36 protein-coding genes are annotated in these 20,029 nt (G+C 70.9%); 1 reads left to right on the plus strand and 35 read right to left on the minus strand.

Going from position 1 to position 20,029, the window contains the following annotated elements; all coding sequences use genetic code 11:
* Positions 1 to 145: 145 nt before the first annotated feature.
* The 35 genes from ACH4F6_RS37980 to ACH4F6_RS38150 all read right to left on the minus strand — a co-directional run bounded on the left by ACH4F6_RS37980 (position 146) and on the right by ACH4F6_RS38150 (position 19,289).
* Positions 146 to 703, minus strand: coding sequence for a hypothetical protein (locus ACH4F6_RS37980; RefSeq protein WP_397965109.1), 558 nt, complete (start codon positions 701 to 703; stop codon positions 146 to 148).
* Positions 700 to 951, minus strand: a complete 252-nt coding sequence (locus tag ACH4F6_RS37985) for a hypothetical protein (RefSeq protein WP_397965111.1) — start codon at positions 949 to 951, stop codon at positions 700 to 702. The genes ACH4F6_RS37980 and ACH4F6_RS37985 overlap by 4 nt, the downstream gene beginning before the upstream one ends.
* A gap of 3 nt (positions 952 to 954) precedes the next feature.
* Positions 955 to 1,416: a hypothetical protein gene (locus ACH4F6_RS37990; RefSeq protein WP_397965112.1), complete on the minus strand. Its 462-nt coding sequence runs from the start codon at positions 1,414 to 1,416 to the stop codon at positions 955 to 957.
* 119 nt (positions 1,417 to 1,535) lie between these two features.
* Positions 1,536 to 2,192 carry a hypothetical protein gene (locus tag ACH4F6_RS37995; RefSeq protein WP_397965113.1) on the minus strand — a complete coding sequence of 219 codons (657 nt, stop codon included), beginning with the start codon at positions 2,190 to 2,192 and terminating at the stop codon, positions 1,536 to 1,538.
* 61 nt (positions 2,193 to 2,253) lie between these two features.
* On the minus strand, positions 2,254 to 2,517 hold the full coding sequence (locus ACH4F6_RS38000) for a hypothetical protein (protein ID WP_397965114.1): 264 nt from the start codon (positions 2,515 to 2,517) through the stop codon (positions 2,254 to 2,256).
* Positions 2,518 to 2,611: 94 nt separating this feature from the next.
* Positions 2,612 to 3,172, minus strand: a complete 561-nt coding sequence (locus ACH4F6_RS38005) for a hypothetical protein (RefSeq protein WP_397965116.1) — start codon at positions 3,170 to 3,172, stop codon at positions 2,612 to 2,614.
* A 9-nt stretch (positions 3,173 to 3,181) separates the two neighbouring features.
* Positions 3,182 to 3,337, minus strand: coding sequence for a hypothetical protein (locus ACH4F6_RS38010; protein ID WP_397965117.1), 156 nt, complete (start codon positions 3,335 to 3,337; stop codon positions 3,182 to 3,184).
* Between the two features lie 91 nt (positions 3,338 to 3,428).
* Positions 3,429 to 3,623 carry a hypothetical protein gene (locus ACH4F6_RS38015; protein ID WP_397965118.1) on the minus strand — a complete coding sequence of 65 codons (195 nt, stop codon included), beginning with the start codon at positions 3,621 to 3,623 and terminating at the stop codon, positions 3,429 to 3,431.
* A gap of 60 nt (positions 3,624 to 3,683) precedes the next feature.
* Positions 3,684 to 4,094 (minus strand): hypothetical protein, encoded by a 411-nt coding sequence (locus tag ACH4F6_RS38020; protein ID WP_397965119.1) that lies wholly within the window; start codon positions 4,092 to 4,094, stop codon positions 3,684 to 3,686.
* A gap of 134 nt (positions 4,095 to 4,228) precedes the next feature.
* On the minus strand, positions 4,229 to 4,639 hold the full coding sequence (locus ACH4F6_RS38025; RefSeq protein ID WP_397965120.1) for a hypothetical protein: 411 nt from the start codon (positions 4,637 to 4,639) through the stop codon (positions 4,229 to 4,231).
* 80 nt (positions 4,640 to 4,719) lie between these two features.
* Entirely contained in the window at positions 4,720 to 5,007 is a 288-nt protein-coding gene (locus tag ACH4F6_RS38030; RefSeq protein ID WP_397965121.1) for a hypothetical protein, read from the minus strand.
* A 64-nt stretch (positions 5,008 to 5,071) separates the two neighbouring features.
* On the minus strand, positions 5,072 to 5,680 hold the full coding sequence (locus ACH4F6_RS38035) for a hypothetical protein (protein ID WP_397965123.1): 609 nt from the start codon (positions 5,678 to 5,680) through the stop codon (positions 5,072 to 5,074).
* A gap of 143 nt (positions 5,681 to 5,823) precedes the next feature.
* Positions 5,824 to 6,063 (minus strand): hypothetical protein, encoded by a 240-nt coding sequence (locus ACH4F6_RS38040; protein ID WP_397965124.1) that lies wholly within the window; start codon positions 6,061 to 6,063, stop codon positions 5,824 to 5,826.
* Positions 6,064 to 6,180: 117 nt separating this feature from the next.
* Complete coding sequence (locus ACH4F6_RS38045; protein ID WP_397965126.1) at positions 6,181 to 6,414, minus strand: hypothetical protein; 234 nt, start codon at positions 6,412 to 6,414, stop codon at positions 6,181 to 6,183.
* A 29-nt stretch (positions 6,415 to 6,443) separates the two neighbouring features.
* Entirely contained in the window at positions 6,444 to 6,764 is a 321-nt protein-coding gene (locus tag ACH4F6_RS38050) for a hypothetical protein (protein WP_397965127.1), read from the minus strand.
* A gap of 19 nt (positions 6,765 to 6,783) precedes the next feature.
* Positions 6,784 to 6,981: a hypothetical protein gene (locus tag ACH4F6_RS38055; protein WP_397965128.1), complete on the minus strand. Its 198-nt coding sequence runs from the start codon at positions 6,979 to 6,981 to the stop codon at positions 6,784 to 6,786.
* The gene (locus ACH4F6_RS38060; RefSeq protein ID WP_397965129.1) at positions 6,978 to 7,319 is read right to left on the minus strand and encodes a hypothetical protein; all 342 of its coding nucleotides are present in this window, start codon (positions 7,317 to 7,319) and stop codon (positions 6,978 to 6,980) included. Before ACH4F6_RS38060 ends, ACH4F6_RS38055 begins: the two co-directional genes overlap by 4 nt.
* 75 nt (positions 7,320 to 7,394) lie before the next feature.
* Positions 7,395 to 8,291 carry an NAD-dependent epimerase/dehydratase family protein gene (locus tag ACH4F6_RS38065; RefSeq protein ID WP_397965130.1) on the minus strand — a complete coding sequence of 299 codons (897 nt, stop codon included), beginning with the start codon at positions 8,289 to 8,291 and terminating at the stop codon, positions 7,395 to 7,397.
* The gene (locus ACH4F6_RS38070) at positions 8,288 to 9,001 is read right to left on the minus strand and encodes a glycosyltransferase family 2 protein (RefSeq protein ID WP_397965131.1); all 714 of its coding nucleotides are present in this window, start codon (positions 8,999 to 9,001) and stop codon (positions 8,288 to 8,290) included. Before ACH4F6_RS38070 ends, ACH4F6_RS38065 begins: the two co-directional genes overlap by 4 nt.
* A 111-nt stretch (positions 9,002 to 9,112) precedes the next feature.
* On the minus strand, positions 9,113 to 9,838 hold the full coding sequence (locus ACH4F6_RS38075; protein ID WP_397965132.1) for a hypothetical protein: 726 nt from the start codon (positions 9,836 to 9,838) through the stop codon (positions 9,113 to 9,115).
* A 126-nt stretch (positions 9,839 to 9,964) separates the two neighbouring features.
* Entirely contained in the window at positions 9,965 to 10,360 is a 396-nt protein-coding gene (locus tag ACH4F6_RS38080) for an ATPase (RefSeq protein WP_397965134.1), read from the minus strand.
* A gap of 38 nt (positions 10,361 to 10,398) precedes the next feature.
* On the minus strand, positions 10,399 to 10,626 hold the full coding sequence (locus ACH4F6_RS38085) for a hypothetical protein (protein WP_397965135.1): 228 nt from the start codon (positions 10,624 to 10,626) through the stop codon (positions 10,399 to 10,401).
* A gap of 137 nt (positions 10,627 to 10,763) precedes the next feature.
* Positions 10,764 to 11,186, minus strand: a complete 423-nt coding sequence (locus ACH4F6_RS38090; protein ID WP_397965136.1) for a hypothetical protein — start codon at positions 11,184 to 11,186, stop codon at positions 10,764 to 10,766.
* Between the two features lie 397 nt (positions 11,187 to 11,583).
* Positions 11,584 to 11,976: a hypothetical protein gene (locus tag ACH4F6_RS38095; protein ID WP_397965137.1), complete on the minus strand. Its 393-nt coding sequence runs from the start codon at positions 11,974 to 11,976 to the stop codon at positions 11,584 to 11,586.
* Positions 11,977 to 12,225: 249 nt separating this feature from the next.
* Positions 12,226 to 14,202, minus strand: coding sequence for a hypothetical protein (locus tag ACH4F6_RS38100; protein ID WP_397965138.1), 1,977 nt, complete (start codon positions 14,200 to 14,202; stop codon positions 12,226 to 12,228).
* A 14-nt stretch (positions 14,203 to 14,216) separates the two neighbouring features.
* A complete protein-coding gene (locus ACH4F6_RS38105) occupies positions 14,217 to 14,780 on the minus strand; it encodes a hypothetical protein (protein ID WP_397965139.1) in 564 nt (187 codons plus the stop codon).
* Positions 14,781 to 14,900: 120 nt separating this feature from the next.
* A complete protein-coding gene (locus ACH4F6_RS38110) occupies positions 14,901 to 15,806 on the minus strand; it encodes a DUF2637 domain-containing protein (protein WP_397965141.1) in 906 nt (301 codons plus the stop codon).
* Between the two features lie 242 nt (positions 15,807 to 16,048).
* Positions 16,049 to 16,273 carry a hypothetical protein gene (locus tag ACH4F6_RS38115; RefSeq protein ID WP_397965142.1) on the minus strand — a complete coding sequence of 75 codons (225 nt, stop codon included), beginning with the start codon at positions 16,271 to 16,273 and terminating at the stop codon, positions 16,049 to 16,051.
* 120 nt (positions 16,274 to 16,393) lie between these two features.
* Entirely contained in the window at positions 16,394 to 16,693 is a 300-nt protein-coding gene (locus ACH4F6_RS38120; RefSeq protein ID WP_397965143.1) for a hypothetical protein, read from the minus strand.
* Positions 16,690 to 16,956 (minus strand): hypothetical protein, encoded by a 267-nt coding sequence (locus ACH4F6_RS38125; RefSeq protein ID WP_397965144.1) that lies wholly within the window; start codon positions 16,954 to 16,956, stop codon positions 16,690 to 16,692. The genes ACH4F6_RS38120 and ACH4F6_RS38125 overlap by 4 nt, the downstream gene beginning before the upstream one ends.
* Positions 16,957 to 16,977: 21 nt before the next feature.
* On the minus strand, positions 16,978 to 17,631 hold the full coding sequence (locus ACH4F6_RS38130) for a glycosyltransferase family 2 protein (protein ID WP_397965145.1): 654 nt from the start codon (positions 17,629 to 17,631) through the stop codon (positions 16,978 to 16,980).
* Positions 17,624 to 17,845, minus strand: coding sequence for a hypothetical protein (locus tag ACH4F6_RS38135; protein ID WP_397965146.1), 222 nt, complete (start codon positions 17,843 to 17,845; stop codon positions 17,624 to 17,626). Before ACH4F6_RS38135 ends, ACH4F6_RS38130 begins: the two co-directional genes overlap by 8 nt.
* A 283-nt stretch (positions 17,846 to 18,128) precedes the next feature.
* Complete coding sequence (locus ACH4F6_RS38140; RefSeq protein WP_397965147.1) at positions 18,129 to 18,395, minus strand: winged helix-turn-helix transcriptional regulator; 267 nt, start codon at positions 18,393 to 18,395, stop codon at positions 18,129 to 18,131.
* A gap of 60 nt (positions 18,396 to 18,455) precedes the next feature.
* A complete protein-coding gene (locus ACH4F6_RS38145; RefSeq protein WP_397965149.1) occupies positions 18,456 to 18,743 on the minus strand; it encodes a hypothetical protein in 288 nt (95 codons plus the stop codon).
* A gap of 72 nt (positions 18,744 to 18,815) precedes the next feature.
* On the minus strand, positions 18,816 to 19,289 hold the full coding sequence (locus ACH4F6_RS38150) for a hypothetical protein (protein ID WP_397965151.1): 474 nt from the start codon (positions 19,287 to 19,289) through the stop codon (positions 18,816 to 18,818).
* A gap of 178 nt (positions 19,290 to 19,467) precedes the next feature.
* Between ACH4F6_RS38150 and ACH4F6_RS38155 the strand changes: the two genes are divergently transcribed.
* Complete coding sequence (locus ACH4F6_RS38155) at positions 19,468 to 20,028, plus strand: Holliday junction endonuclease (protein WP_397965152.1); 561 nt, start codon at positions 19,468 to 19,470, stop codon at positions 20,026 to 20,028.
* Position 20,029 lies beyond the last annotated feature (1 nt).

Raw genomic sequence — 20,029 nt, forward strand, 5'->3', positions numbered from 1 at the left:
GGTTCCTCGTTCCTTGGTCTGTGGTCCGTCCGGGACGCCGACTTCCCCGTCTGTGGCGCCGGTCGCGGCCGGCGTCCCGATGAATTAATTAAACCACGATGCCTCGGGGAGGGCAACCCCGGGGCATCGATGCGGTGTTCGGTTGTCAGGCGCGCCGGCGGGCCAACCTCTCCCGGCCGGCGTCGGTGACGGCGAGGCGCCGGGCCATGAAGTCTCCGGGGATGATCTCGACGTAGCCGGCCTCGGCGAGGGCGTAGAACGTCGCCCTCCGGGCCGCGTAGCCGTCCCGGCTCCCGAGGCGCCAGACGCCTCGCGGTACGCCGCTGTGGGGCAGCACAGGGCCGTCGAACTCGGCGAGAGCGGCCAGGGCCCGCAGGGCCGCCGGCGATTCCGCGCTGGGCTTCGTCTTCGGCCGCCGCTTCTGCGCGACCTGCTCCTCGAGCTCCGCCGCGCGCCGGCGGCCGGCCTCGGTGACGCGCACCGGCGCTGAGTCGTTGCCGCCGTCGTCCACCAGGCCGTGCGCGTACAGCGGCAGGAAGCTGGAGCGGTTGTAGACCCCGCGCGAACCGTCCCAGTAGTACCTGCCCCGGGACAGGTACCGGACTTTGACGCCCTCGCCCCGGTCGCACCGGGCCAGGTCCCGTAGCAGCCGCTCTGACGCCGGCCGCATCACCTTGTCCCCGTCGTCGTAGTAGCGCGTCATGACGCCGCCCCCAGTGCGGCCAGGGCGGCATCGCGGTCCACCAAAACGGGGTGCGCGTGCTTACGAGGGTCGACGGGCCCGACGATGCCGACGGCTTCGAGCTGGCGCAGGAGGTCCTTCGCCTCCTCGAACGTGACCTCTAGGCCGTAGTCCTGGCGCAGCCGGCGCGTCAGCATCGACGGGGAACCGTGCCGGGCGCCCGTGGTGACCAGCTCGGCGGCGAGGCACGAGGGGGTGTCGACGGCCATGTCTCAGCCCTCCCTCTTGACCGAGTGCAGCGTGAACTGCCCGGCGGCGCTCTCGCCGTACCGGGCGTGCACCTGCTTGACCGCCTCGTACCGCGCTTCCAGCTCCGTGCGGGCGGAGACGAGCACGGGCAGCAGCTCGCGGCCGTCGCCGTCCGGCGCCACGGCCCGGTGCTTGAGCGTAACGGTCCACCGGCGGTAGGTGACGCGGCGGGGGAAGACCTGGCTGGGGCGGTAGCGGCGGCTCGTGTCCTCGCCCACGGGGATGCATCGCAGGTGCAGGCGGTTGCCGTCCATGCGGACGAACACGGCTGGGAACTCCACCTCGCCGCCGTCGGCGCCCAGGGTGCGGATCGTCACCGGCTGGCCGGTGGTCGCCTCGCCGGGGCGCAGGTGGGCCGGCCCGGGGCGGACGCGCGAGGTTCCCGGCCGCCGACGCGCCGGGCGCTCCACGGAGTAGCTGGTCATGGGCCCTACTTTCCTGGTTCCTTGGTCTCCGGCCTAACGGCCAGTCGATTTAGCTAAATCATACCTGTGCCCCGGGGCGGTGGACAACCCCGGGGCACAGGTTCTTCGGTGACGGCTGGTCAGGCACTGACGAGCTGGCAGTGGGCGCACGGCTCGGGCAGTTCGCGCACGACATCGCCGTAGTTCTCGGCCGCCGTGTGCTCCGGGTCGATGCCGGACCCCTTGCAGCGCGGGCACGGGCCGAACACGTCGGGGTGCTCCGCTTTCCACTCCGTCCAGCGGGGCAGCGGCTCGTCGCCGGTGATGGTGCGGACGCGGTCCATGACCTGCTCAAGCGTCAAGGGTCCGACCGCCTGCTCCCCGAGGCGCTCCCGGGCCGCCGGCGCCTCGGGGACGAACGCTGCACTCTGCCAGGTGCCGACGCGGTAGCCCCAGTCGTCCGGGCCGTACTTGATGAAGACCCACGTCGGGCACCCGCTGTCCACGTCCAGGGGCCGCTCGGCGAGCTGGGTCCGGTAGCCCTCGTGGAACCAGTGCTCCAGGTACTCCCGGATGAAGGATGCGAGCATCTGCGCCTCGCGGCCGGTCGGCCGCTCGTTGCTGGCGAACGGCGGGCCGGCAAGGTAGTCCGGAACGCCGTCGGCGGCGGGCTTCAGGTACGCGGCAACGTACCTCCACTCCGGGTTGAAGCTGGACACAGCGGGGACGCGCAGTGCGGTGAGCGGGTCGTCTTGGTCGGCGTCGGTGCCGAACGGCCAGGCGGAGGTACGTGCCATCGTCGGTTCCTTCCGTGGTCAAAGAGGACGGCCCCGCCGGGTGACGGGGCCGTGGGGCGGGTCAGGCGCCCTTTCGCTCCGGGATGTGTTCCCGGACGACCTCCAGGACGCGGAAGGCGGGGCCGCCTTCGCGCCGGACCTTCGCCAGCACCCACGGGACCACCTCGCCGCCGTGGATGGTGGCGTAGCCGGGGCGCTCCGCGTCCTCCGGGTCCGCCGTCAACGGTGCGGTGCGGTGAGCGGAGCCGTGGACGGTCAGCCAGTTGGGGCCGGGGGTGAAGGTGCCCCAGGCGTAACCCTCGGTGCGCCGCTGGTCCTCGGTCATGGTCGGTCCCTTCCTGCGCCGGCCCGTCCGGCTCATGAATTAATTAAACCATGAAGCCCCGGGGTTCGGCAACCCCGGGGCTTCATCACGACGGTCAGCGGGACGGCAGGTAGCACCGGCACCGCTCGCCGCGCGGGTGGCCGTGGAACATCTCCCACTTCGCGTCCATGTCCTGCTCCCGCTCGCCGGCCGCCTGCTGCACCCCGCACCGGCAGTAGCTGCGGTCCGTCCACGGGTTGTACGTGACGAACGGGTGGCCTCGGTCCTCGCACCAGCGGCGGGTCTCGCCGGCGAGCTGCGCCCGGAACACCTCCGCCGACTTCCGCAGGGACGACGCGGTCCCCCGCAGCGCCCGCTCGGCGTCGGCTGTGGTGGGCGTCAGGTCGTCCGTGAACGCCTGGACCCCCAGGTGACGGATCACCGCGCGGCGGGCCGTGTCCGCCGGCCCCTCCGCCGCGCTGACGCGGGCGCCCGGGTCCCCGTGGGCCACCGTGGCGACGGCCCCGATGACGTTCGTGCGGCACTCGGCCCGGGGCGTCCCCGCTGCTTCCTGCTCCAGGTCCCACCGGTCGTTCGTCCGGCCGACGCGGGCGATGTGGTCGGCGGCCCGTTCGGCAATGGAGGCCGCCTCGGTGTATTCGGTGTGCTTGTCCACGTCTCTCCCTCAGTCCTCGTCCGGGACGTGCACGCGGAACGTGTCGGTGCGCGGGTCCATCTTCACCCGCGCCTGCCCGCCGGCCGCCCGGATCTCCGCCGCCTTCTCGTCGGCGGGCCGGGATCCTCGCCGGCCTCCGGCGGGGGTGCTGAACACGACTGCCATGACGGTTCCTCATTCCTTGGTCGGGCGCTCGGGCTGAGCCGCCTCGGGGCGCCACCGACATGGTGCAGATGACGTCCACGTGGGGCTCAGATCAGGCATCAGTGCCGGTGATGTGCTCGGACGGATGCGGGTAATCCCCGACTCGGGCGGCCTCGGCCAGGGAGTCGTGGTCGCGGGCCTCAGCCAGGCACTGCCGACTACCCGGCGTTCCCGGGGCGAGAGCGGCGGTGTTGCGGAGCGCGGCAGCTTCCTCAGTGTGGAACTGGATCCGCTTGGAGCGCTTCATGAGACTTCCTCTCTGCTTCGGACCGGGGCCGCCGTCGACGGCCCCGGGGTGGACGGTCGGTCAGGCGTTGACCAGCTCGCGGACGGGGCGGACCGTCTGGCGGACGGTGACCGGGGCGCCGTTGGCGGCGAGCATGAGCACCACGGCCGCCTTGAACTCCGCCTTACGCGGCTTGTAGTTGCGGAGCAGGACGCCGACCTGCGCGGTGGTGAAGTGGTTCACCTTGCGCAGCCGGCCGGCGCGGCCGTCGGTGGTGCGGTGGGTGCGGGCGACCTTGGCCGGGGCCATCCCGAGCCGCTTGGCCACCGAGCGCAGGCCGTTCGCCACGCCCTTGACCGTCTCGGCGTCCTCCACGCCGGCGGCGACCGCGTGCGTCGCCAGGCTGCGGCCCTTGACCAGGGAGCGGGCGAAGCGGGTGGCGGCGGCGCGCTCGGCGACGATCCGGCGGCGGAGGCGGGAGGTCTTCAGCATGGTCGGTTCCTCGTTCCTTGGTCTGTCGGTCCGGCTGTCCGTCCCGATGAATTAATTAAAGCATCGATCCGGCGGCCGGGCAACCCCGGGAACGACGAAGCCCCGGCCCACACCGGGCCGGGGCTCGAGGGCCGTCAGTACCACTGGCCCTCGGCGTTGCGGTGGGTCACGTACGTCTGCACGTACGGCTCCGACGACCACTCGGAGGCCGGGTAGCGGACGGACGCGTGGTGCCGGCAGGTGGCCACGACCGTGGCCGGGAAGTGGTCGCCCTGGAGGCTGTGCAGGGTGACCGTGTCGCCGGTGCGCAGGCCGAGGAAGTCGGGCGATTCGACCAGCGCCGCGCTCCGCCACCAGCGGGCGAACGCCTCGCCGTCCCCGCGCGGCGCCTCGGGCATCGGCTCGAACAACTCCCCGGGCCGGTAGTCGTAGCCGACGCCGGGGTCCAGGGCGTAGCGGGTCAGGGCCAGGGTCGGGCTGTAGAGGTGGCCCCGGTCCAGCGCTGCCGGGACGGCGGACTGCGGGAGCTGCTGCGTGTCGGTCATGGTCTTCCTCGTTCCTTGGTTCCGTGGTCAGGGTGGTACAGGGCCCCGGTATCGCCAACCGGGGCTCCCGAGACGGGCCGTCAGACCGGGCGGTGGCCGTCGGCGTAGACGTCGTGGATCACCGCGTAGGTCGCGTCCTCGATGCCCCGGGAGATGACCGCGCGGGCACCCCGCACGATCTCCAGGGCACGGGCGTAGTTCGTCGCCCCGTCCACGTACTCGATGTCCTCGAACGTCGTCTTGCCGGTGGCCGGGTCGAAGTGGGTGAAGGTCACCACGTAGCCTGCGGTGTCCGTCAGGCCGTGGCTGCACCGGGTGTGCTCCCGCCAGTCGGTCGGCTGGGGGATCGTAGCGGTGGTCTCCGGCATGGTCGGTTCCTCGTTCCTTGGTCTGTGGTCAGGGTGGTGCAGGGTGGTGCAGGGCCCGGAGGGTTCAGGCGCAGGCCATGACCCGGCCGCCCTTGGCGTACACAGATCCGTAAAAGTTGACGTCGAAGTAGTCCGTCGTGATGTCGCTGCCGTCGTAGTTGTAGGCGCGCAGCAGACCCGCCAGCTCGTCGACGAGGGCGCGCATCGCGGGGGTGGCCATCTCCATCGGGTATCCGTGCTGCTCCCGAATCTCCCAGGCCCAGCCCTTCGGCTCGTTCAGGATGCTGATGTCGATGGACGACCCGCCCGCGAACCGCTCGCTGCGCACGCTGAACTTGATCTCCGCCGGCGCGTCTCCGATGGGGTCGGGCAGCTTGACCGCACCGTCCTCGCCAGCGGACTGCTTGGCCAGCTTGCGTGCGAGCTTGATCTGCGCCCGGACCAGGGCGGCGATCTGGACCGTGGACAGGTTGCGGTCGTACTTGGCGCCGTAGGTGCGGCGGTCCGTCCAGCCGCCGGCCGCCTGCTCGGGGGTGATGCCGTGGGCTTCGCCCGCCTTGGTGAGCAGCCGGCCGAGCATGAGCCGGGCGGCCTCGCGCTCGTTGTCCCCGGTGCGCGGGTGGTCGATGAGCGCCTGAAGGAGCTTGATCTTCTTCGCCGTCTTCGCGTCCATGCCGTCCTCGTTCCTTGGTCCGTCGGCCGGTAACCCCGCCCGATGACTTAATTAAATCATAGCTCTGCCGACCGGACAACCCCCGGACGCAACGAAACCCCGGGGCCGGGGAGGCTCCGGGGTTTCGTTGTATCGATCAGCGGTTACGCCTCCCACCACAGCGGAGGCAGGTCCACGAACTTCACTTCACCAGGACCCGTCGGCGTGTGGTCCGCGACGAACCGTGCGAACCCTTCCGCGCTCTCACCGCTGTACGCCTCGACCTCGTAAGCCGGCGCCGTACCGTCGTCCTGCCTGGCGTTCATGCCGTCAGCCCAGGTGTCCGCCTCGTCCTTCGTAGCGAAGTACGCCAACGGCCCCGTGCGGCCGGCAGTCTGGGCCACCCGCCCCAGTACGTGGTCCCGAACAGCCCACGGTTTTCCCGGGACGATGCCGATGGCGTTGTCCACGGAGAACCTGGAACCGGCTGTACACATGTCACCCCCCATGTCGAAAATTTTCTACACGCGGTCCACGCGGAAGGCGTAGCCGGACGACTCATGCCGCACCGGCTCGCCGAGCGGCCGGCCGGTCAGGGAGGCCGCGAACCGCCGGGCCTCGCCGCGCGGGACGCGGGAGTTGTCCATCAGGCAGTACGAGACGGCGAACTCCACTTCGCGCAGCGTGCGCAGCGCCGTCGGGTTGGTCTTCACCGTGCCGTCGGGCAGGGTCCGAGTCAGGCGGTACAGGGTCATCGGTTCCTCATTCCTTGGTCAGGGTCGGATCACGGGAGCGGCCAGCCGCCCATGCCGGTGCGGCGGTCCGCGTCGGGGCTGTCGACGTCGCGCGGCCGGTGGGCCTCCACGATCCGCAGCATCCACCCGGGCATCTCCATGACGGGCGGGTAGTGCTCGGCTGCGTTGTGGAACTCCAGTGTGATGTCCACGCGGGAGACGTCCCGGCGGGCGCCGTACTCGATGCGCAGGCCGTACAGCTTCCGACGGCTCCCGGTGAACGTCTTGATGATCGGCCGGTCCGGCAGGTCGACGCATACCCGGTGGCTGATCTCCCGGACGATCGCCGTCACTTCGGTCTCGGTGCTCACGGGTTCCTCTCTTCCTTGGTCAGGGCGTCGGGCAGTCGGTCCGGGGACAGGTGCACCGGACCAGCTCCCCCGTGCTGTCGTTGGCGGCCATCACGTACGGCTCGCCGAACCGGGTCACCTTCACGTGGATGAAGTGGTACCGGGTTCCATTGATCTTCCGCCACCAGTAGTGGTTGAAGCGGTTGTCCACCTCGCCCGTGCGCGGCCCGATCTTCACCGCTGCTCCGCCTCCGTCTCGCGCAGGAAGGCGGCCAGGTCGCGCTGCATGCCGTCCCAGATGGCCAGGGCGTAGCCGGCGGCCACGGTGCCCCGGGCGTCGTGCTCCCGCCGCGCCTGGTCCAGCCGGCGCTTCCACGCCCCGGTGATGGCCTGCGGGTTCAGGCCGTCCCGGGTGCGCATGTCGGCGAGGACGCGGGTGGTGACGGTGAAGCCCATGGTGGCCAGGCCGGCGGCGGCCTCTTCGGTCAGGCGGCCGTCCTTGAGCATGCCGGCCAGGTAGGTGTCGGCGGCCTCGCGGGCCTCTGCCAGCAGGGGGCGGGCGGTGGCGTCGTTCATCTGGTCCTCGTTCCTTGGTCGGTGCCGCTATGAATTAATTAAACCATCATCGGGCCGACGGGACAACCCCGGACGTCAGATCACGTTCAGCGCGCGCCGGATCCCGTCCTCCAGCCGCACCCGGGGCCGGTAGTACCGGTGCATCCGCTCGGGGTCGCCGACGCGGTACGCCACCCCGGCCGGCCGCCCCGGCAACGGCTTGATCTCCGGTTCGTACTCCGCGACGTCGGCCATCATCCGCGCCAACTCCAGGAACGACGTGCCCCGGCCGGTGCACAGGTTCACCGGGTCTTCGGTCCCCGACTCCGCGACGGCCAGTGCCCCGGCCACGACGTCGTCCACGTGGATCCAGTCGCGCACCTGCTCGCCCGTGCCCCACACCGTCAGCGGGTCCTCGCGGCGGTGCACCCGCTCGAGGATCGCCCGGAACGGGTACGTGTCGTCCTGGTCCTCGCCGTACCCGGAGAACGGCCGCACGACGGTCACCGGCACCCCGGCCTCGCGCAGCCGGGCCGCCAGCAGCTCGCCGGTCACCTTGGACCAGCCGTACACCTGGTCCGGCATGCCGACAGTGCGCGACAGCCAGACGTCGTCCTCGCGCAGGGTCTCGTCGCTCCACACCCCCGTCTGGTATGCCACCGGGTACGCCGCGCTGGAGGAGAAGTAGAGCATCCGGCCGGGCCGCGCGACGGCCGCCCAGCGGAACATCTCCGCGTCGATGGACAGGGACTCCGCCGTGGCGAGCGGGTCGCCGTCGATGACAGCCCTGCCCCCGACGACGGCCGCGCAGTGCACCACCAGGTCCCAGTGCGGCATGGTATGCAGCCGGACGTCCTCGGCGAACAGCCGCCGGCAGTCCTGCGTCCGGGTGGTCTTCACGTCGCAGCCGACGACGTCCCAGCCCCGGCGCTTCAGCTCCGCCGTGAAGTGCCGTCCGAGAAACCCCCGGTCCCCCGTGACGAGCGCCCTCACGAGGCATCCCGCCCGTACTCGGCGCGCACCCGTCGCAGGGCGGAGGCGAACCCGTCGCCGTCGCGGAACCGCCGCCACGCCTGGCGGTCCAGCATGTCCGCCTCGGTGGCGTTGACGGCCGCGTACCGTGCGTCCATGGAGGCCTTGCCGGCCGCCGGATGCAGGTGCTCGATGACGACGTGCGGGAGGTACCGCAGCCCGTCGAGATGCAGCCCGAGGGCGAGCCAGAAATTGTCCACGTACAGGTGCCGCAGGACCGGCGGGGCCATGTAGCCGAGCGCCCGGACCATGCGCGAGGGCATGAAGGCGGCCGTCGGCAGCCGTTCGCCCTGGAGCAGGTCGTCGCCGTAGACGATGCGGGGCTCACCGGTGCCCAGCGCCCCGAGGACGTGCGCGTCCCAGCCGGCCGTGCGCGGCAGGTGGTCATCGCCCATGAAGCCCAGCGCCTCGTACTCGCCGGCGAAGTGACGGGCCGCATGGTTCAGGGCGGCCGTCATGCCGGTGCCGGTGGCACCCTCGTGGACGGTGATGTGACGGATCGCCCGGTCCCCGGCGGCCTCCCAGTAGACGGGCAGCTCGGGGTCGTCGGAGTCGACGACGAACACCGGTACGGCGTTCAGGGAGTCGGTGTCGTCGAACGCCTGCTGAAGCCGGATCGCGTTCTGGGGGCGTCCCCGCGTGGGGACGAGGACTGCCAGCAGTTGTGTCACCGGTGCTCCTCTCCTGCGGTGTGGCGCGGGCACGGTACCTGGGATCCGCCGAATCACCGACACGACGAAGCCCCGGGCCGTGGGGCTCCGGGGCTTCGGATCGGACAGCGGTCAGACGGCAGCCGGCTGCGGCGCGCGGTCCGTCTTGTAGGCGAAGAACCGGCGCACATCGTCTTTGCTGAAGTGGTTCCTCCACCCGTCGTCCGACTGGGCGATGATGCCTCCGTGCTCGACCACGAGGACCGTGAAGCGGTCCCAGTGTCCGGAGGCCAGGCCGTCCCACACCAGGCGGTCACCGACGCCGATCGGGACCTGGACGCTGCCGCCGGTCCAACGCGTATACCTAATCAGCACTTCGGGCGTGCCCTCCGGGACGGTCAGCGCCCGCGCGGTGAGGTCGTCGGTCAGGTGCTCCCGGATCAGCGGGTACAGCGGCTCGACCCGGTAATTGTTCTCCGGGTCGTACACGCCCCGAGCCAGGCGCTCGAAGACCGGGCGCAGTTCCCCGTCGTCGCTGGCGATGCGGACGAAGGCCAGGCGCAGCGCCTCATTGTCGAGCGGCGGCACGTGGCCCCGCCGGTCGGCGTAGGCCAGCACCACGTCGGCGCACGCCCTGGCCAGGTCCGCCGGGTGGGGAGCGTCGCCGCCGGCGGCGGCCGTGCAGCCGGCGCAGGTCAGCGGGGCGTCGGTGAGGCGGGCCGGGTCCAGCTTCTCGTAGTGGCGGACGACGGCGTAGCGGTTCTCGTCGCACGTGAGGTCGATCAGGAACCCGGTGTGGGTGTTGAACAGGCCCTCGTGGACGGTGCCGTCGTGGCCGGTGACGTTGCGGCGGTCCATGGCTTCCTCGTTCCTTGGTCGGTGTTGCTGATGACTTAATTAAATCATGGGGGTGCCGACGGGACAACCCCCGGACGCGGCGAAGCCCCGGAACCGTAGCGGTCCCGGGGCTTCACACCAACCCGCTCAGCGGGCGATGACGGGGCGGTGCAGGTCGCGGTGCTCGACCGTGACCTCGTGGCCCCGGCGCCGCAGCCGGCGCGCGAGAACGTCGGCGGCGACGGCGGAGCGGTGCCGGCCGCCGGCGCAGCCGACCGCGATGACGGTGTCCCGTGCGGACGGGCCGGCGTCGTACGCCTGGACGGCGCGCACCGTGGCGGTCAGCAGGGCCTTGACGCCCGGGGTGCCAAGGACGATCCGGCGCACCCGGCGGTGTGCGGCGGTCAGCTCCCGCATGGCCGGGCTGACGTGAGGGTCCCGGAAGTGGGCGCGCAGGTCCAGGGTCAGGTGGGCGGCCGGGGCGTCGCCGTGGCCGTAGCCGAAGGAGACGACGCGGACGGCGCCGGGGCGGGCCTTGGTCATGGGTTCCTCGTTCCTTGGTCAGTGGTGCTGCGGGATGGTCAGATCCGGTCAGGCGTGGCGGAAAAGAAAAGGACGATGAAGTCCTCCGTGCCCAGCCATTCCGCCATGGCCTTGCGGACGGCGGAGTAGGTCGAATGGTGCGTGTGGATCCCGGGGGTGGCGTCGATCCGGCCGTCGTTGGTGCCTTCGCGTCCGTCACTGGTACGGGCGGTCATGATCCAGTGGAACGTGACCGGGCTCGGCTGGTCGGCGGGGGTCTCGGGCATCGCTTCCTCGTTCCTTGGTCTGCGGTTCCGATGAATTAACTAAACCAGGGGTGAAGCCGGCCGCGCAAGCCCGTGACGCAAAGAGGCCCGAATCCCCACGGATCCGGGCCTCTCCCGTTCGGCCGTGCCATCGCAGCTCACCGCCTCCGGTGCTTGCCGTCCTTCAGCATCGCGCCGGCCGTGGCCTTCGCCATGGCCGTGGACCCCTGCGAGTTGATGATGTACGCGACCACCAGGCCGAGCAGGGCGAGCCCCACCAGGAACACCGTCGCCACGACCGCCACCATGGCGAACACGGCGGCGCACAGGGTGAGCACAATGCAGGCGAGCAGCGCCGTCCACAGCCACGGGATCATCTTCTGCGCCATCGTCGGCTGCGGCCCCTGGTGCACGACCGCTCCTGCGGGGACGGCCGGCGCCGGGGGCGCGTAGTGGTGATGCACGTGGACGTGGACTCCGCCGTCGGCGGCCTGCTGCGCCGTCGTCGGGTTGGCCTTCAGGTACTCCAGCAGTTCGCCGGGGACGGGGGCATGCCTCCGCTCCATCTCCATGGTCATCATTCCTCGGTTCCTTGGTCGGGGCCGCGTCTGCGGTCCCGGTTTAGTTGTACCACGACCGCGAACTGCCCAATCAGGCGGCGAACGACGAAGCCCCGGGCCGTTGCGGCTCCGGGGCTGTTGGGTTGTCGGTGGGTCAGGCTCCGGAGGCCCGGAACGCCTTGCGCTGGAACAGGCGGAGCGCGTCGCCCCGGTTACGCGTAGGGCGCGACACGCGGTCGCCCTGGCGGACTCGGTGCCACGTACCCGGGACGCCCATCGTCCCGAGGTCGTCGGAGGCGACTTCCAGTGCGACTCCCGAGCGAAGCGTCTCCACGGTCCAGATCATCAGTTCCTCCAACGGTCGGTCTCGATGAATTAACTAAACCATACTCCGGCCGACCGCACAACCCCGCCGACGCTACGCGGCGAACCGGTACCCCACGCCCTCCGGGGTCGAGTCCTTGACCAGGTCGCCGTCCCTCACCCGGGCGTCCAGCCACCGGTACACCCACGGGCGGGACCGCCCGGTGATCTCCATCAGCTCCTTGAGGTCCCCGAAGGTCACCCGCTCCACCCCCCGCCGGCGCAGCGCGGCCAGCCGCTGGTGCGCCACGTCGTCGGCCGCCGCCGGGCTCATCCGGTCCTCGGGGACGGCGGGAAGTTCGATCACGCCGGCGTCCGAGCGCAGCCCGGCGAAGACGAACCCCAGCGCCTCCTCGGCGACGGCCAGCGCGCACCGCGAGCACAGCGGCAGCGTCTTCGTGAGGGTCGCCGGGACACCGCAGGCGGTGCAGTCCTGTTCCTTGGTCATGTGTCAGCCTTCCTCGTGTCACTGTGCGTTGTCCGCGCCGGCCGGGCCGGGCGGGGGAGAACCTGAGGCCGCAGACCCGCCGGACCCGTCAGCGCCCCTGTAAGGCCCGTGTCACTGCCTGGTGTCGCTGACTGCCAGGCGGTGTCTGCTGACGCGCCAGGGGTGCCCCCGAGGCCCGTCAGGAACGCGTCAGGGCGGGCACCTCTGACACGAGATGCCCGCCCCGGCGGTGCGCCAATCACCGCACCGTCACATGGCCGCCGCCTCCGCGAACACGCTGCCGGCGACCTCGTACACCGCCTGCTCGTTGGGCGGTGTGATGCGCTTCAGCACCCCGTCGTCGGCCAGTTGCTCGAGCTGGTCGTACACCCACCACCGGGGCTGTCCGGTCAGGTCCGGGAGGTCGGCCAGGGCCTCGAACGTGACTTCCGGCCGCTCGCCGCTGGCCAGGATGTTGAGCCGGTTCAGCAGCTCCGCGCGGGCGTCGTCCTCGCTCATCCGCACCCGCACCGGTTCGCAGATGGTGACGGCCGGGCCGCGCGGCGCGGCCAGCGGCTCGCCCGTGTCGATACCGTCCGCGCTGGTCAGCGCCATGTCCCGCACCTCCGCGAAGTCGTCGTCCACCGTGCTCTCCACGGCCGCCGGCGCGGCCCCGTCCTGCTCGTCCACGACGCCCGCCGCGAGGATGCGGTAGGAGCCCTCGTCCAGTTCGGCCCAGTACGGCCGGGTGGCCCGGATCATCTCCGCCCGGTCGGCCGCCCTCACGCGCGGCGCCCGCCCGTCGACCGGCCAGTGGGCCTTGTCCGTGCCCGTGACCTCGGCATACAGCGAACCGGGGGCGTTGTTGGCCCACCTGGTCGGGTCCGCGCCGGCCTCCAGCGTCTCGGCCTCCAGGGCGTACCTGGCGTCCTGGTACTCCTTCTGGCCGTGGGCCAGGGACTGCGCGAACTGGCCCCGGGTCTTCCGGGGGATGTTGTCGTGCGGCATGGTCTGCATCGACGCGCAGAAGTGCACGCCGATGGACCGCAGCTTGCGCAGCGCCTCATCGGCTTCCTCGTCCACCGCCATCAGCACGTCGGCGGCTTCCTCGACGTCCAGGAAGACCGCCGGAATGCCGTGCAGGGTGTACAGCTCGGGCACCCACTGCTTGTAGCCCTTGCCGCCATCGGCCCGGGTCAGCGTGCCGAACAGGCCCGCCCGGTACTCGATGAGCGGAACGAGGTTGCGCACGAGCTGCTCGGACGCCTCGCGGGTCTTCGCCGCCAGGCCCAGCACCTCCTCGATGTCGCCGAAGGACTGCTGGAACTTGGCCGGGTCGGCGACGACGGGGACCACGTCGGTGCGCTCGCGCATCTGGAGAATCGCCGTGCAGATGGTCTCCGTCTTGCCCGCGCCGGTCATGCCGGTGCACTTCGTGTGGGCCAGTGGCCTGGGGTTTTCGTCGTCCTCGGACCCGACGATCCACCAGTTGATGTCCGAGCCGTCGGTGCGCCGGCCGAGCCAGATCGGCGCGTCCGCGATGGACTTGCCCAGGTGGCGCGGGCCGGTCCACACGACCGGCTTGGACTCACCCGGGGCGCGGTTGACGACGACGTCCACCTGCCCCTCGTGACCTGCGACTTTGAGCACCTTGACCTGGTCGGCGCCGACGCCGGCGAGAGCGGCGAGCTGCTCGCGTGCGTCCTGCGCGTCCTTCGCCGTGGTCGGGGCGTCCAGGTGGACGCGGGTGCGCAGCTCGTCCGGCGACTCGGTGACCTTGCCGACCCGGGCGTCCTTGAACGCCCGGATGCGGTCCAGCATCCCGCCGCTGCCGCTGCTCTCCTGCGACTTGTCGGTGTCCCTCACGCCGGACAGGGCCGCGTGCCTCACGCACCACGCGACCGACATGACGAGGCCGCCGAGCGCCCACGCCTTGGCCACGTCGGCCTGCCAGGGCCGGATGGTGACGGCGAAGACTTCCCAGGTCAGGACGGTGCTGACGAACACGACGGCCATGGTCCGGGTGTCCTTGCGGCGCACCGTCCAGGTCGTCCAGGTGGCGTACACGAGGTACGTGAACCCGACGGCGAGGAACGCCATCCACAGCGGGTCGTCGCCGATGACGAGGTGGAGCACCAGGGCCAGCGGCCAGGCGGCGACCACGATGAACCACGGCAGGACGTACGACGTGACCCGCTCGGGCACGTTGAACAGGGCGTATCCCCTGAACCGAGGGTGGTTGCTCATGACGTCCACCGCCCTCAGACCACGTGGAAGCCGCCACGGCGGCCCCCGGGGCGGTTGACCTTGCGCTCAGACTCCAGCTCGTCCAGCAGCGTCTCGAACCGGCGCCACGCCTTGACCGCGTCGGCCGCGCCGGCGACGCAGGAGCTGGCCAGGTGGTCGAGATCCTTGCCCACCTGCCGCAGCGTGTTCGCCAGCTTGCCCGCCTGGAGCGGGTTCATCCAGCCGTCCTTGGCCTGCCGGGCCTGCGCCCGCGCGGACGCCTTGAGCTGGCCTTCCGCCATCTTGGCCGACACGGCGAGGAAGTTGAGCAGGCCCCGGTACGCCTCGCAGAACGCGTGGAGGTCGTCCTGGTTGCTCAGCTCCACCGACCCGATGGACTGCACGAGCTGCGCGAGGGACTGGCCCCGGGAGCCACCCGGCCGGGAGGGCTGCTGACCTGCGCCGTTGCTTTTCTTCGGCTCCGACGGCAGGGGGTTGCCCTGGCCGTCCAGGCCGAGGTCGCGCAGTTCCTCGTTGGACTTGCCGTGGGCCCGGCCGGCGGCCGTGAACGGGTTGGGAGGGGTGCGTGTGTCGCTCATTCCTGGGTCCTCTTCCTGATTCCTTGGTCCTGAGAGTCGTAAAGCCCTACCAGGGTTGTCCCCGGTAGGGCTTTACCTAAATCAAGGGTCTCGCGGCCGACGGCCGACCGCAAGGCCGTTCTACGCCTCCTTCGGGCGGGTCCGCTGGATCGCCTTCTTCAGGCTGTCCCGCTTCGCGTCGGCTGTCTCCTCGTGTCCCGGGAGGGTGGGGACGATGCTCCGGATCTCCTTCTCGGTGTGGTCCGTGTCCCGCAGGAAGCGGACGATGGCCGTCAGGTTGCCCAGCGCCTCCTCGGGGACATCGATCTTCGCCTGTCCCTTGTCCCCCTCGGTGTCCCGGGCGGCCTTGATCTCAGCCACCGTCTTGTCCACGTGGATGTGGACCGAGGGGCGGGCGGGGGACACGGCGGGGACAGCCGCGCGGGTCCGGGACACCGCCGCCGGGACCGGCTCGGGGACAGCCGGGGACACGACGGCCGGGACAGGGGACACCGGGGCATCCAGGGTCGTGTCCCGGGGGACAACCGGCGCCGGGACACCCTCCGTCCCCTTGTCCCCGTCCTCGGCGGGGACGGTCCCGGGGGACACGATGAGGTGGACCTGGCGCATGAGGGCGCCGAAGGCGAGCAGCGCGGCGGTGGGAGGTACGGCCGCCACGACGTAGTCCAGGAACTCCGCGTCGGCGCCCACACCGGCCACGTTCAGGCCGATGGAGCCCACGGAGCCGGCGACGGTCAGGGCGACCGCCCACCAGTCCCTACGGCCCTTCAGGCCCGCCACCAGCATGAGGAGTTCACCGGAGACGATGAACAGGTCCAGCGTGGCCGGCCAGGCCCACTGACGGATCGGGGAGGCTCCCAGGCCGTGGCTGCCTGCGACCTCGGCGAGGTGCGCGTAGGAGAGCCAGAACGCGGCCCCGGTCAGGACGATGATGACGACGCCGGCGGTGATGAGGGCGGCGCGTGCGATCCGCTGCGCCTGCTCGTTGTCCCGGGACATCATCCCCGGGGACAGGGTGAGGGACATGGTGTCCTCGCTTCCTTGGTCCAGGTTCCTTGGTCGGTGCTGATTTCCTTAAATCATCGTACACGCTATCTGTCCCCGTGTCCCCTGTCCCGGCAAACCTTGTCCCGGGGACATGTCCCCCGACGGGACGCCCGGTCTGTCCCGCCGTCATGTCCCGGTGGGGGACACGGGGACTGTCCCCTCGGGGACACGGAAGAGCCCCTGCGGTCTGTCCCGCAGGGGCTCGCTGTCCCTCTGTCCCGTCAGATGTCCCTGTCCCGCCACTCCTCGCGCTCGCGGGACTCGTAGTCGGTCTGTCCCTGCCGGGCTAGGCGGGACAGCTCCTCGGCCCACGCGACGATCAACGCCCTGTCCCGGAAGGACGCGGCCTGGATGACGCGCCGCGCGTCGTGCGGGCTGTCCCCGACGACGGCCATCAGCGCCTCCGCGGCCGTCGTCTCCGCACCGGTGCTCTCCTGACCCACCACGACTGCTCTCCTCGTTCCTTGGTCTGATTTCCTTAAATCAGTTTGCCCGGCCTGGCCCGCCGCAACCCCGGGCACGGAAAAGCCCCTGCGGTTGTCCCGCAGGGGCCGGCTGTCCCTCCGTCAGGTGTCCCCGGGGACAGGGCTGAACGGGTCCGGCCCGTGGGGGCGGAAGGGGTCGGCACCCTCCGTCCGGTCCGGGCCGCCGTCCTCCGTGACGATCTCGCTGTACCAGAACTCAGTGATCTCCATTCCGGCGAGCGGGACGCCCTCGGCCTTGGCCAGGTCCCGCGCGGCCACCGCACGCAGCCGGACCTCGTCGCACGGGCCCAGGGACCACGCTGTCCCGTCGAGCGCCCGCGTCTGTCCCCCGTAGACGGCGGTCCCGCCGTAGACGTACCCGAACTTCCTGCGCCGCGTCACCGCAGGTACTCCGAGCCGGGGCTGACAGTCCAGGTGCGCGGTCCGGCGCCGGCCCGGCCCACGCGGCGCAGGACGCCGATGCCCTCGAGCACCAGCAGGTGATCGGCCACCCAGGTGTCCGGGCGGCCGGTGCGCCGGGCGGCTCCGGGGAAGTCCCCGGCGGTGAACGTGCGCACGCCCTGGCTGTGCAGCTCGAGGATGCGGTCCCGGACCGCGTCGGCGAGTGTGGTCGGTGGTCCTGTCGTGACTGTGGTGGTCGGCACGACTTCCTCCCGTTTCCGTGTTCAGATGTCCGTCGGGACGAGTCCCTTGCCCGCTGTGTTCCCCGCGTGTACATGCCAGATCCAGGTCCGTGCGTCAAGGTGCTCGAACGTGGCGCCGGCGTCCAGCAGGCGTACCAGGTAATCCTCGTCCTCGCCACGGTAGCGGCGCCCGACGCCTTCTGTCGTCACGTTCTGGCCAGGACAAAATCCCCCGACGGTCCGGACCAGCTCGGTGCGTACCACGTGCGTCATCGGAATGAACGACCCGAACCGACGCAAATGGGCTTCCTGCTCCGGGCCGAACCGCACGCCCCACGGGGACACCCACTGGCCCTGCACCGAGACGGCCGTCGGGTCCACGCCGCCGCGCACCACCGGCGCCGGGTAGACCAGGTCCGGCTTCTCGCGGGACTGCTCCATCACGCGCATGCAGGCCATGAGGTGGTTGGGCTTGAACTCGTCGTCATCATCGAGCCAGGCCACCACGTCCGAGGTGACCCGCTGGAGCGCCCGGTTGCGGGCCTGGTCCGCCCCGGTGCGCAGGGAGTCCCGTTCGACGATGACCTGGTCCGGCCGGCGGCGCTGTGCGCGTACGGAGGCGAGGGCGCGTTCCAGCATGGCCTCGCGCCCGGGAATGGTGGGGATGACGACGGCGACGGTCAGGCGGTTACCCATCGGTCCACTTCCTCCAGGTCCAGGGCCACGTGGCCGAGGCCCGCGCGGCGAGGTGAAACAGGCCCCAGAATCCGGTGGCGCCTCGCAGCACCGGCGGGAGTCCTTGCAGCCTCACCACGTGGGCGAAGGTGGTAAGCAGCAGACCGAAGGCGCCGGACAGCAGGTAGACCGTCGGGACGAGAACGACGAACACGGCGGGCGTCATGCCGGGCACGGCGGTGTCTCCTCCCCCTCGGACGGCGGGCTCCAGCGCATTGCGTCCCCGGCGTCGTACTGGGACATCGGTTCGGGTATGTCCACGCGGTGGAGCAGGCGCAGCGCTTGCACGGCCGGCTGTAGGGCGGACCTCATGCCCGCCAGGCCCTCGCCGACTTCCCGGAACCTCCGGCGCAGATCCTCCACCCGCTGGGGGTCGATGCCGACAACCAGGGAGCCCGCACCCTCGGCTTCTGGGCCGTGTGCGGGCTCCCGGTCCCGGGCTGTGTGCTCCGATGGCATCAAGCCTCCCTCGTGGGCACCCACAGCGTGTCCTTGTCGGCCTGCGACGTCTCGGGCTTGGACTTCTGGGCCAGGCCGTCGCGGCGGAGCCGGTCCAGGGACAAGTACGTCTTGACCTTCTCCAGCCCCATCATCTCGGCGATGTCGTTGCGGGTCAGGCCGCCGGGGTTGTCCTTGAGCAGGTCGAGAATCTGCCGGTCTCGCTCGATGGTCTCTTGGGGTCGGGGACGCCCGCGTGCGGGACGCTCCTGCGCGGTCACGGTCATGGTTCCTTCCTCGGGTGCGTACGGACAGATGATTTACTTTAATCGATATACCCGAGGCTGTCATGTCTCAAGCCCCGCAGATGTCAGCAGCCCGCAGGACCGCACCCAGTCGCAGGCCGTATCGACGTCCATCGGCTCGAGGCCGTGGGCGAGGTGCGCCGGCGGCCTCCACAGCACCAGCCCGGCCCCGTACGACGACGGCCCGCCGGACGAGGCGTCCAGCAGGCCGGTGTACGCGCCCGTGAGCTGTAGGTGTTCCCGCAGCAGCCGCTCGTACGTCTCCCGCAGCCGCAGGTAGGCGCCCCTCAGCTCCCGGACCGGAATGCGTTGCGCGCTGTGCTTGCCCACGTCGTCGTCCCTCCGCTCGGCTGTGTCGCGGCCGGGGACGGTACCAGCGGACGGCGCGGGCGCCGAACGGGGTCAGCGCACCGCGCGGTTCTGCCAGGCGTCGCGGACGTTCGGGTCGAACGAGGCGGCCTGCGACGCGGCCCGGGAGGCCGGCGCGGTCAGGAACGCCTCCCCTCCGCGTCGCCGGGTGGTCAGCTTCTCCAGCACTTCCTCCCCGGTGACCAGGCTCTCCCACTCCATGAAGTCCTTCTCGCCGGGGATGGTGGAGGCGCCACGCTTGACGACCAGGTACGGCAGCGGCTGGGGGTTGTCCTTCTCCTCGTCCACGGCGAAGATACGGATCTCCGTCCAGCGGCAGGTCGAGCAGTGCGTGCGGGGCGGCGCGAACTCGGTGCCGGGGTGGTTCTGGTGCCGGGGCCGGAAGCTGGACCCCATGCCCAGCAACTCCCCGGTGATGGTGATGGACGCACCGTACTGATCTGTGATCGTCCAGGTGCCTGCCTTGCCCACGGCCTCCAGGCCGGGCAGGGGTGCAGGGCTCGTCATTGTCATCGCTCCTCAGTCCATGGTCCTGACCCGAGCGTACCCACCGGGGCGTGCTCGGCATCACGCGGGATCGCGCCGTCGTCGGCGCAAACCCCGTAAAGCGTGGCAGCTCAGCGTAGTGGGTAAGTTTGATTTAACGAAATGATGCACCGGGGCGGAGGACCAAGGAATGCGGATCATGGGACTGGACTTGTCGATGACGGCCACGGGCGTCGCCATGCCCGACGGCTCCACCGCCGTCATCAAACCCAGGGGCGAGGGCGACCGACGGCTGCTGAGCATCGAGGAGCGCATCGGTGCGGCCCTGCGCGTCGGCCGCCCCGACCTCGCCGTCATCGAGGACGATCCGGGGGTTTTCAAGGGGGCCGCCGCCAAGGCGATCCCCATGGTGCACGCGACGGTCCGCCTCACCCTCATGCACGCGGGCGTCCCGTACGTCCTGGTCAACGCCTCCACGCTGAAGACGTACGCCACCGGCCGGCACGTGGCCGACAAGACGGCCATGGTCGTGGCGGCACTGAAGCGGATGGGCCGGGAGTTCACCGACGACAACGAATGCGACGCCGCCTGGCTGCGCGCGGCGGGGCACGCCGCCTACGGGGCACCCGTCGTGGAGGTGCCCAAGGCTCACACCGAGGCCCTGCGCAAAGTGGCCTGGCCCCGCCTCCCCGGCGCTGCCGTGGCCCTCGAGCCGCTGCCGGCCAAGCCGGCCCGCCGACGGCGGAAGGTCGCGGCCTGAC

It is taken from the genome of Streptomyces sp. NPDC017936, from assembly GCF_044328485.1.
GTDB lineage: Bacteria > Actinomycetota > Actinomycetes > Streptomycetales > Streptomycetaceae > Streptomyces.

Coding starts and splice junctions, on each gene's coding strand:
- ACH4F6_RS37980 (WP_397965109.1), bottom strand. CDS start 703: ATGACGCGCTACTACGACGACGGGGACAAGGTGATGCGGCCGGCGTCA.
- ACH4F6_RS37985 (WP_397965111.1), bottom strand. CDS start 951: ATGGCCGTCGACACCCCCTCGTGCCTCGCCGCCGAGCTGGTCACCACG.
- ACH4F6_RS37990 (WP_397965112.1), bottom strand. CDS start 1,416: ATGACCAGCTACTCCGTGGAGCGCCCGGCGCGTCGGCGGCCGGGAACC.
- ACH4F6_RS37995 (WP_397965113.1), bottom strand. CDS start 2,192: ATGGCACGTACCTCCGCCTGGCCGTTCGGCACCGACGCCGACCAAGAC.
- ACH4F6_RS38000 (WP_397965114.1), bottom strand. CDS start 2,517: ATGACCGAGGACCAGCGGCGCACCGAGGGTTACGCCTGGGGCACCTTC.
- ACH4F6_RS38010 (WP_397965117.1), bottom strand. CDS start 3,337: ATGGCAGTCGTGTTCAGCACCCCCGCCGGAGGCCGGCGAGGATCCCGG.
- ACH4F6_RS38015 (WP_397965118.1), bottom strand. CDS start 3,623: ATGAAGCGCTCCAAGCGGATCCAGTTCCACACTGAGGAAGCTGCCGCG.
- ACH4F6_RS38020 (WP_397965119.1), bottom strand. CDS start 4,094: ATGCTGAAGACCTCCCGCCTCCGCCGCCGGATCGTCGCCGAGCGCGCC.
- ACH4F6_RS38025 (WP_397965120.1), bottom strand. CDS start 4,639: ATGACCGACACGCAGCAGCTCCCGCAGTCCGCCGTCCCGGCAGCGCTG.
- ACH4F6_RS38030 (WP_397965121.1), bottom strand. CDS start 5,007: ATGCCGGAGACCACCGCTACGATCCCCCAGCCGACCGACTGGCGGGAG.
- ACH4F6_RS38035 (WP_397965123.1), bottom strand. CDS start 5,680: ATGGACGCGAAGACGGCGAAGAAGATCAAGCTCCTTCAGGCGCTCATC.
- ACH4F6_RS38045 (WP_397965126.1), bottom strand. CDS start 6,414: ATGACCCTGTACCGCCTGACTCGGACCCTGCCCGACGGCACGGTGAAG.
- ACH4F6_RS38060 (WP_397965129.1), bottom strand. CDS start 7,319: ATGAACGACGCCACCGCCCGCCCCCTGCTGGCAGAGGCCCGCGAGGCC.
- ACH4F6_RS38075 (WP_397965132.1), bottom strand. CDS start 9,838: ATGGACCGCCGCAACGTCACCGGCCACGACGGCACCGTCCACGAGGGC.
- ACH4F6_RS38080 (WP_397965134.1), bottom strand. CDS start 10,360: ATGACCAAGGCCCGCCCCGGCGCCGTCCGCGTCGTCTCCTTCGGCTAC.
- ACH4F6_RS38085 (WP_397965135.1), bottom strand. CDS start 10,626: ATGCCCGAGACCCCCGCCGACCAGCCGAGCCCGGTCACGTTCCACTGG.
- ACH4F6_RS38090 (WP_397965136.1), bottom strand. CDS start 11,186: ATGATGACCATGGAGATGGAGCGGAGGCATGCCCCCGTCCCCGGCGAA.
- ACH4F6_RS38095 (WP_397965137.1), bottom strand. CDS start 11,976: ATGACCAAGGAACAGGACTGCACCGCCTGCGGTGTCCCGGCGACCCTC.
- ACH4F6_RS38100 (WP_397965138.1), bottom strand. CDS start 14,202: ATGAGCAACCACCCTCGGTTCAGGGGATACGCCCTGTTCAACGTGCCC.
- ACH4F6_RS38105 (WP_397965139.1), bottom strand. CDS start 14,780: ATGAGCGACACACGCACCCCTCCCAACCCGTTCACGGCCGCCGGCCGG.
- ACH4F6_RS38110 (WP_397965141.1), bottom strand. CDS start 15,806: ATGTCCCTCACCCTGTCCCCGGGGATGATGTCCCGGGACAACGAGCAG.
- ACH4F6_RS38130 (WP_397965145.1), bottom strand. CDS start 17,631: ATGGGTAACCGCCTGACCGTCGCCGTCGTCATCCCCACCATTCCCGGG.
- ACH4F6_RS38140 (WP_397965147.1), bottom strand. CDS start 18,395: ATGACCGTGACCGCGCAGGAGCGTCCCGCACGCGGGCGTCCCCGACCC.
- ACH4F6_RS38150 (WP_397965151.1), bottom strand. CDS start 19,289: ATGACGAGCCCTGCACCCCTGCCCGGCCTGGAGGCCGTGGGCAAGGCA.
- ACH4F6_RS38155 (WP_397965152.1), top strand. CDS start 19,468: ATGGGACTGGACTTGTCGATGACGGCCACGGGCGTCGCCATGCCCGAC.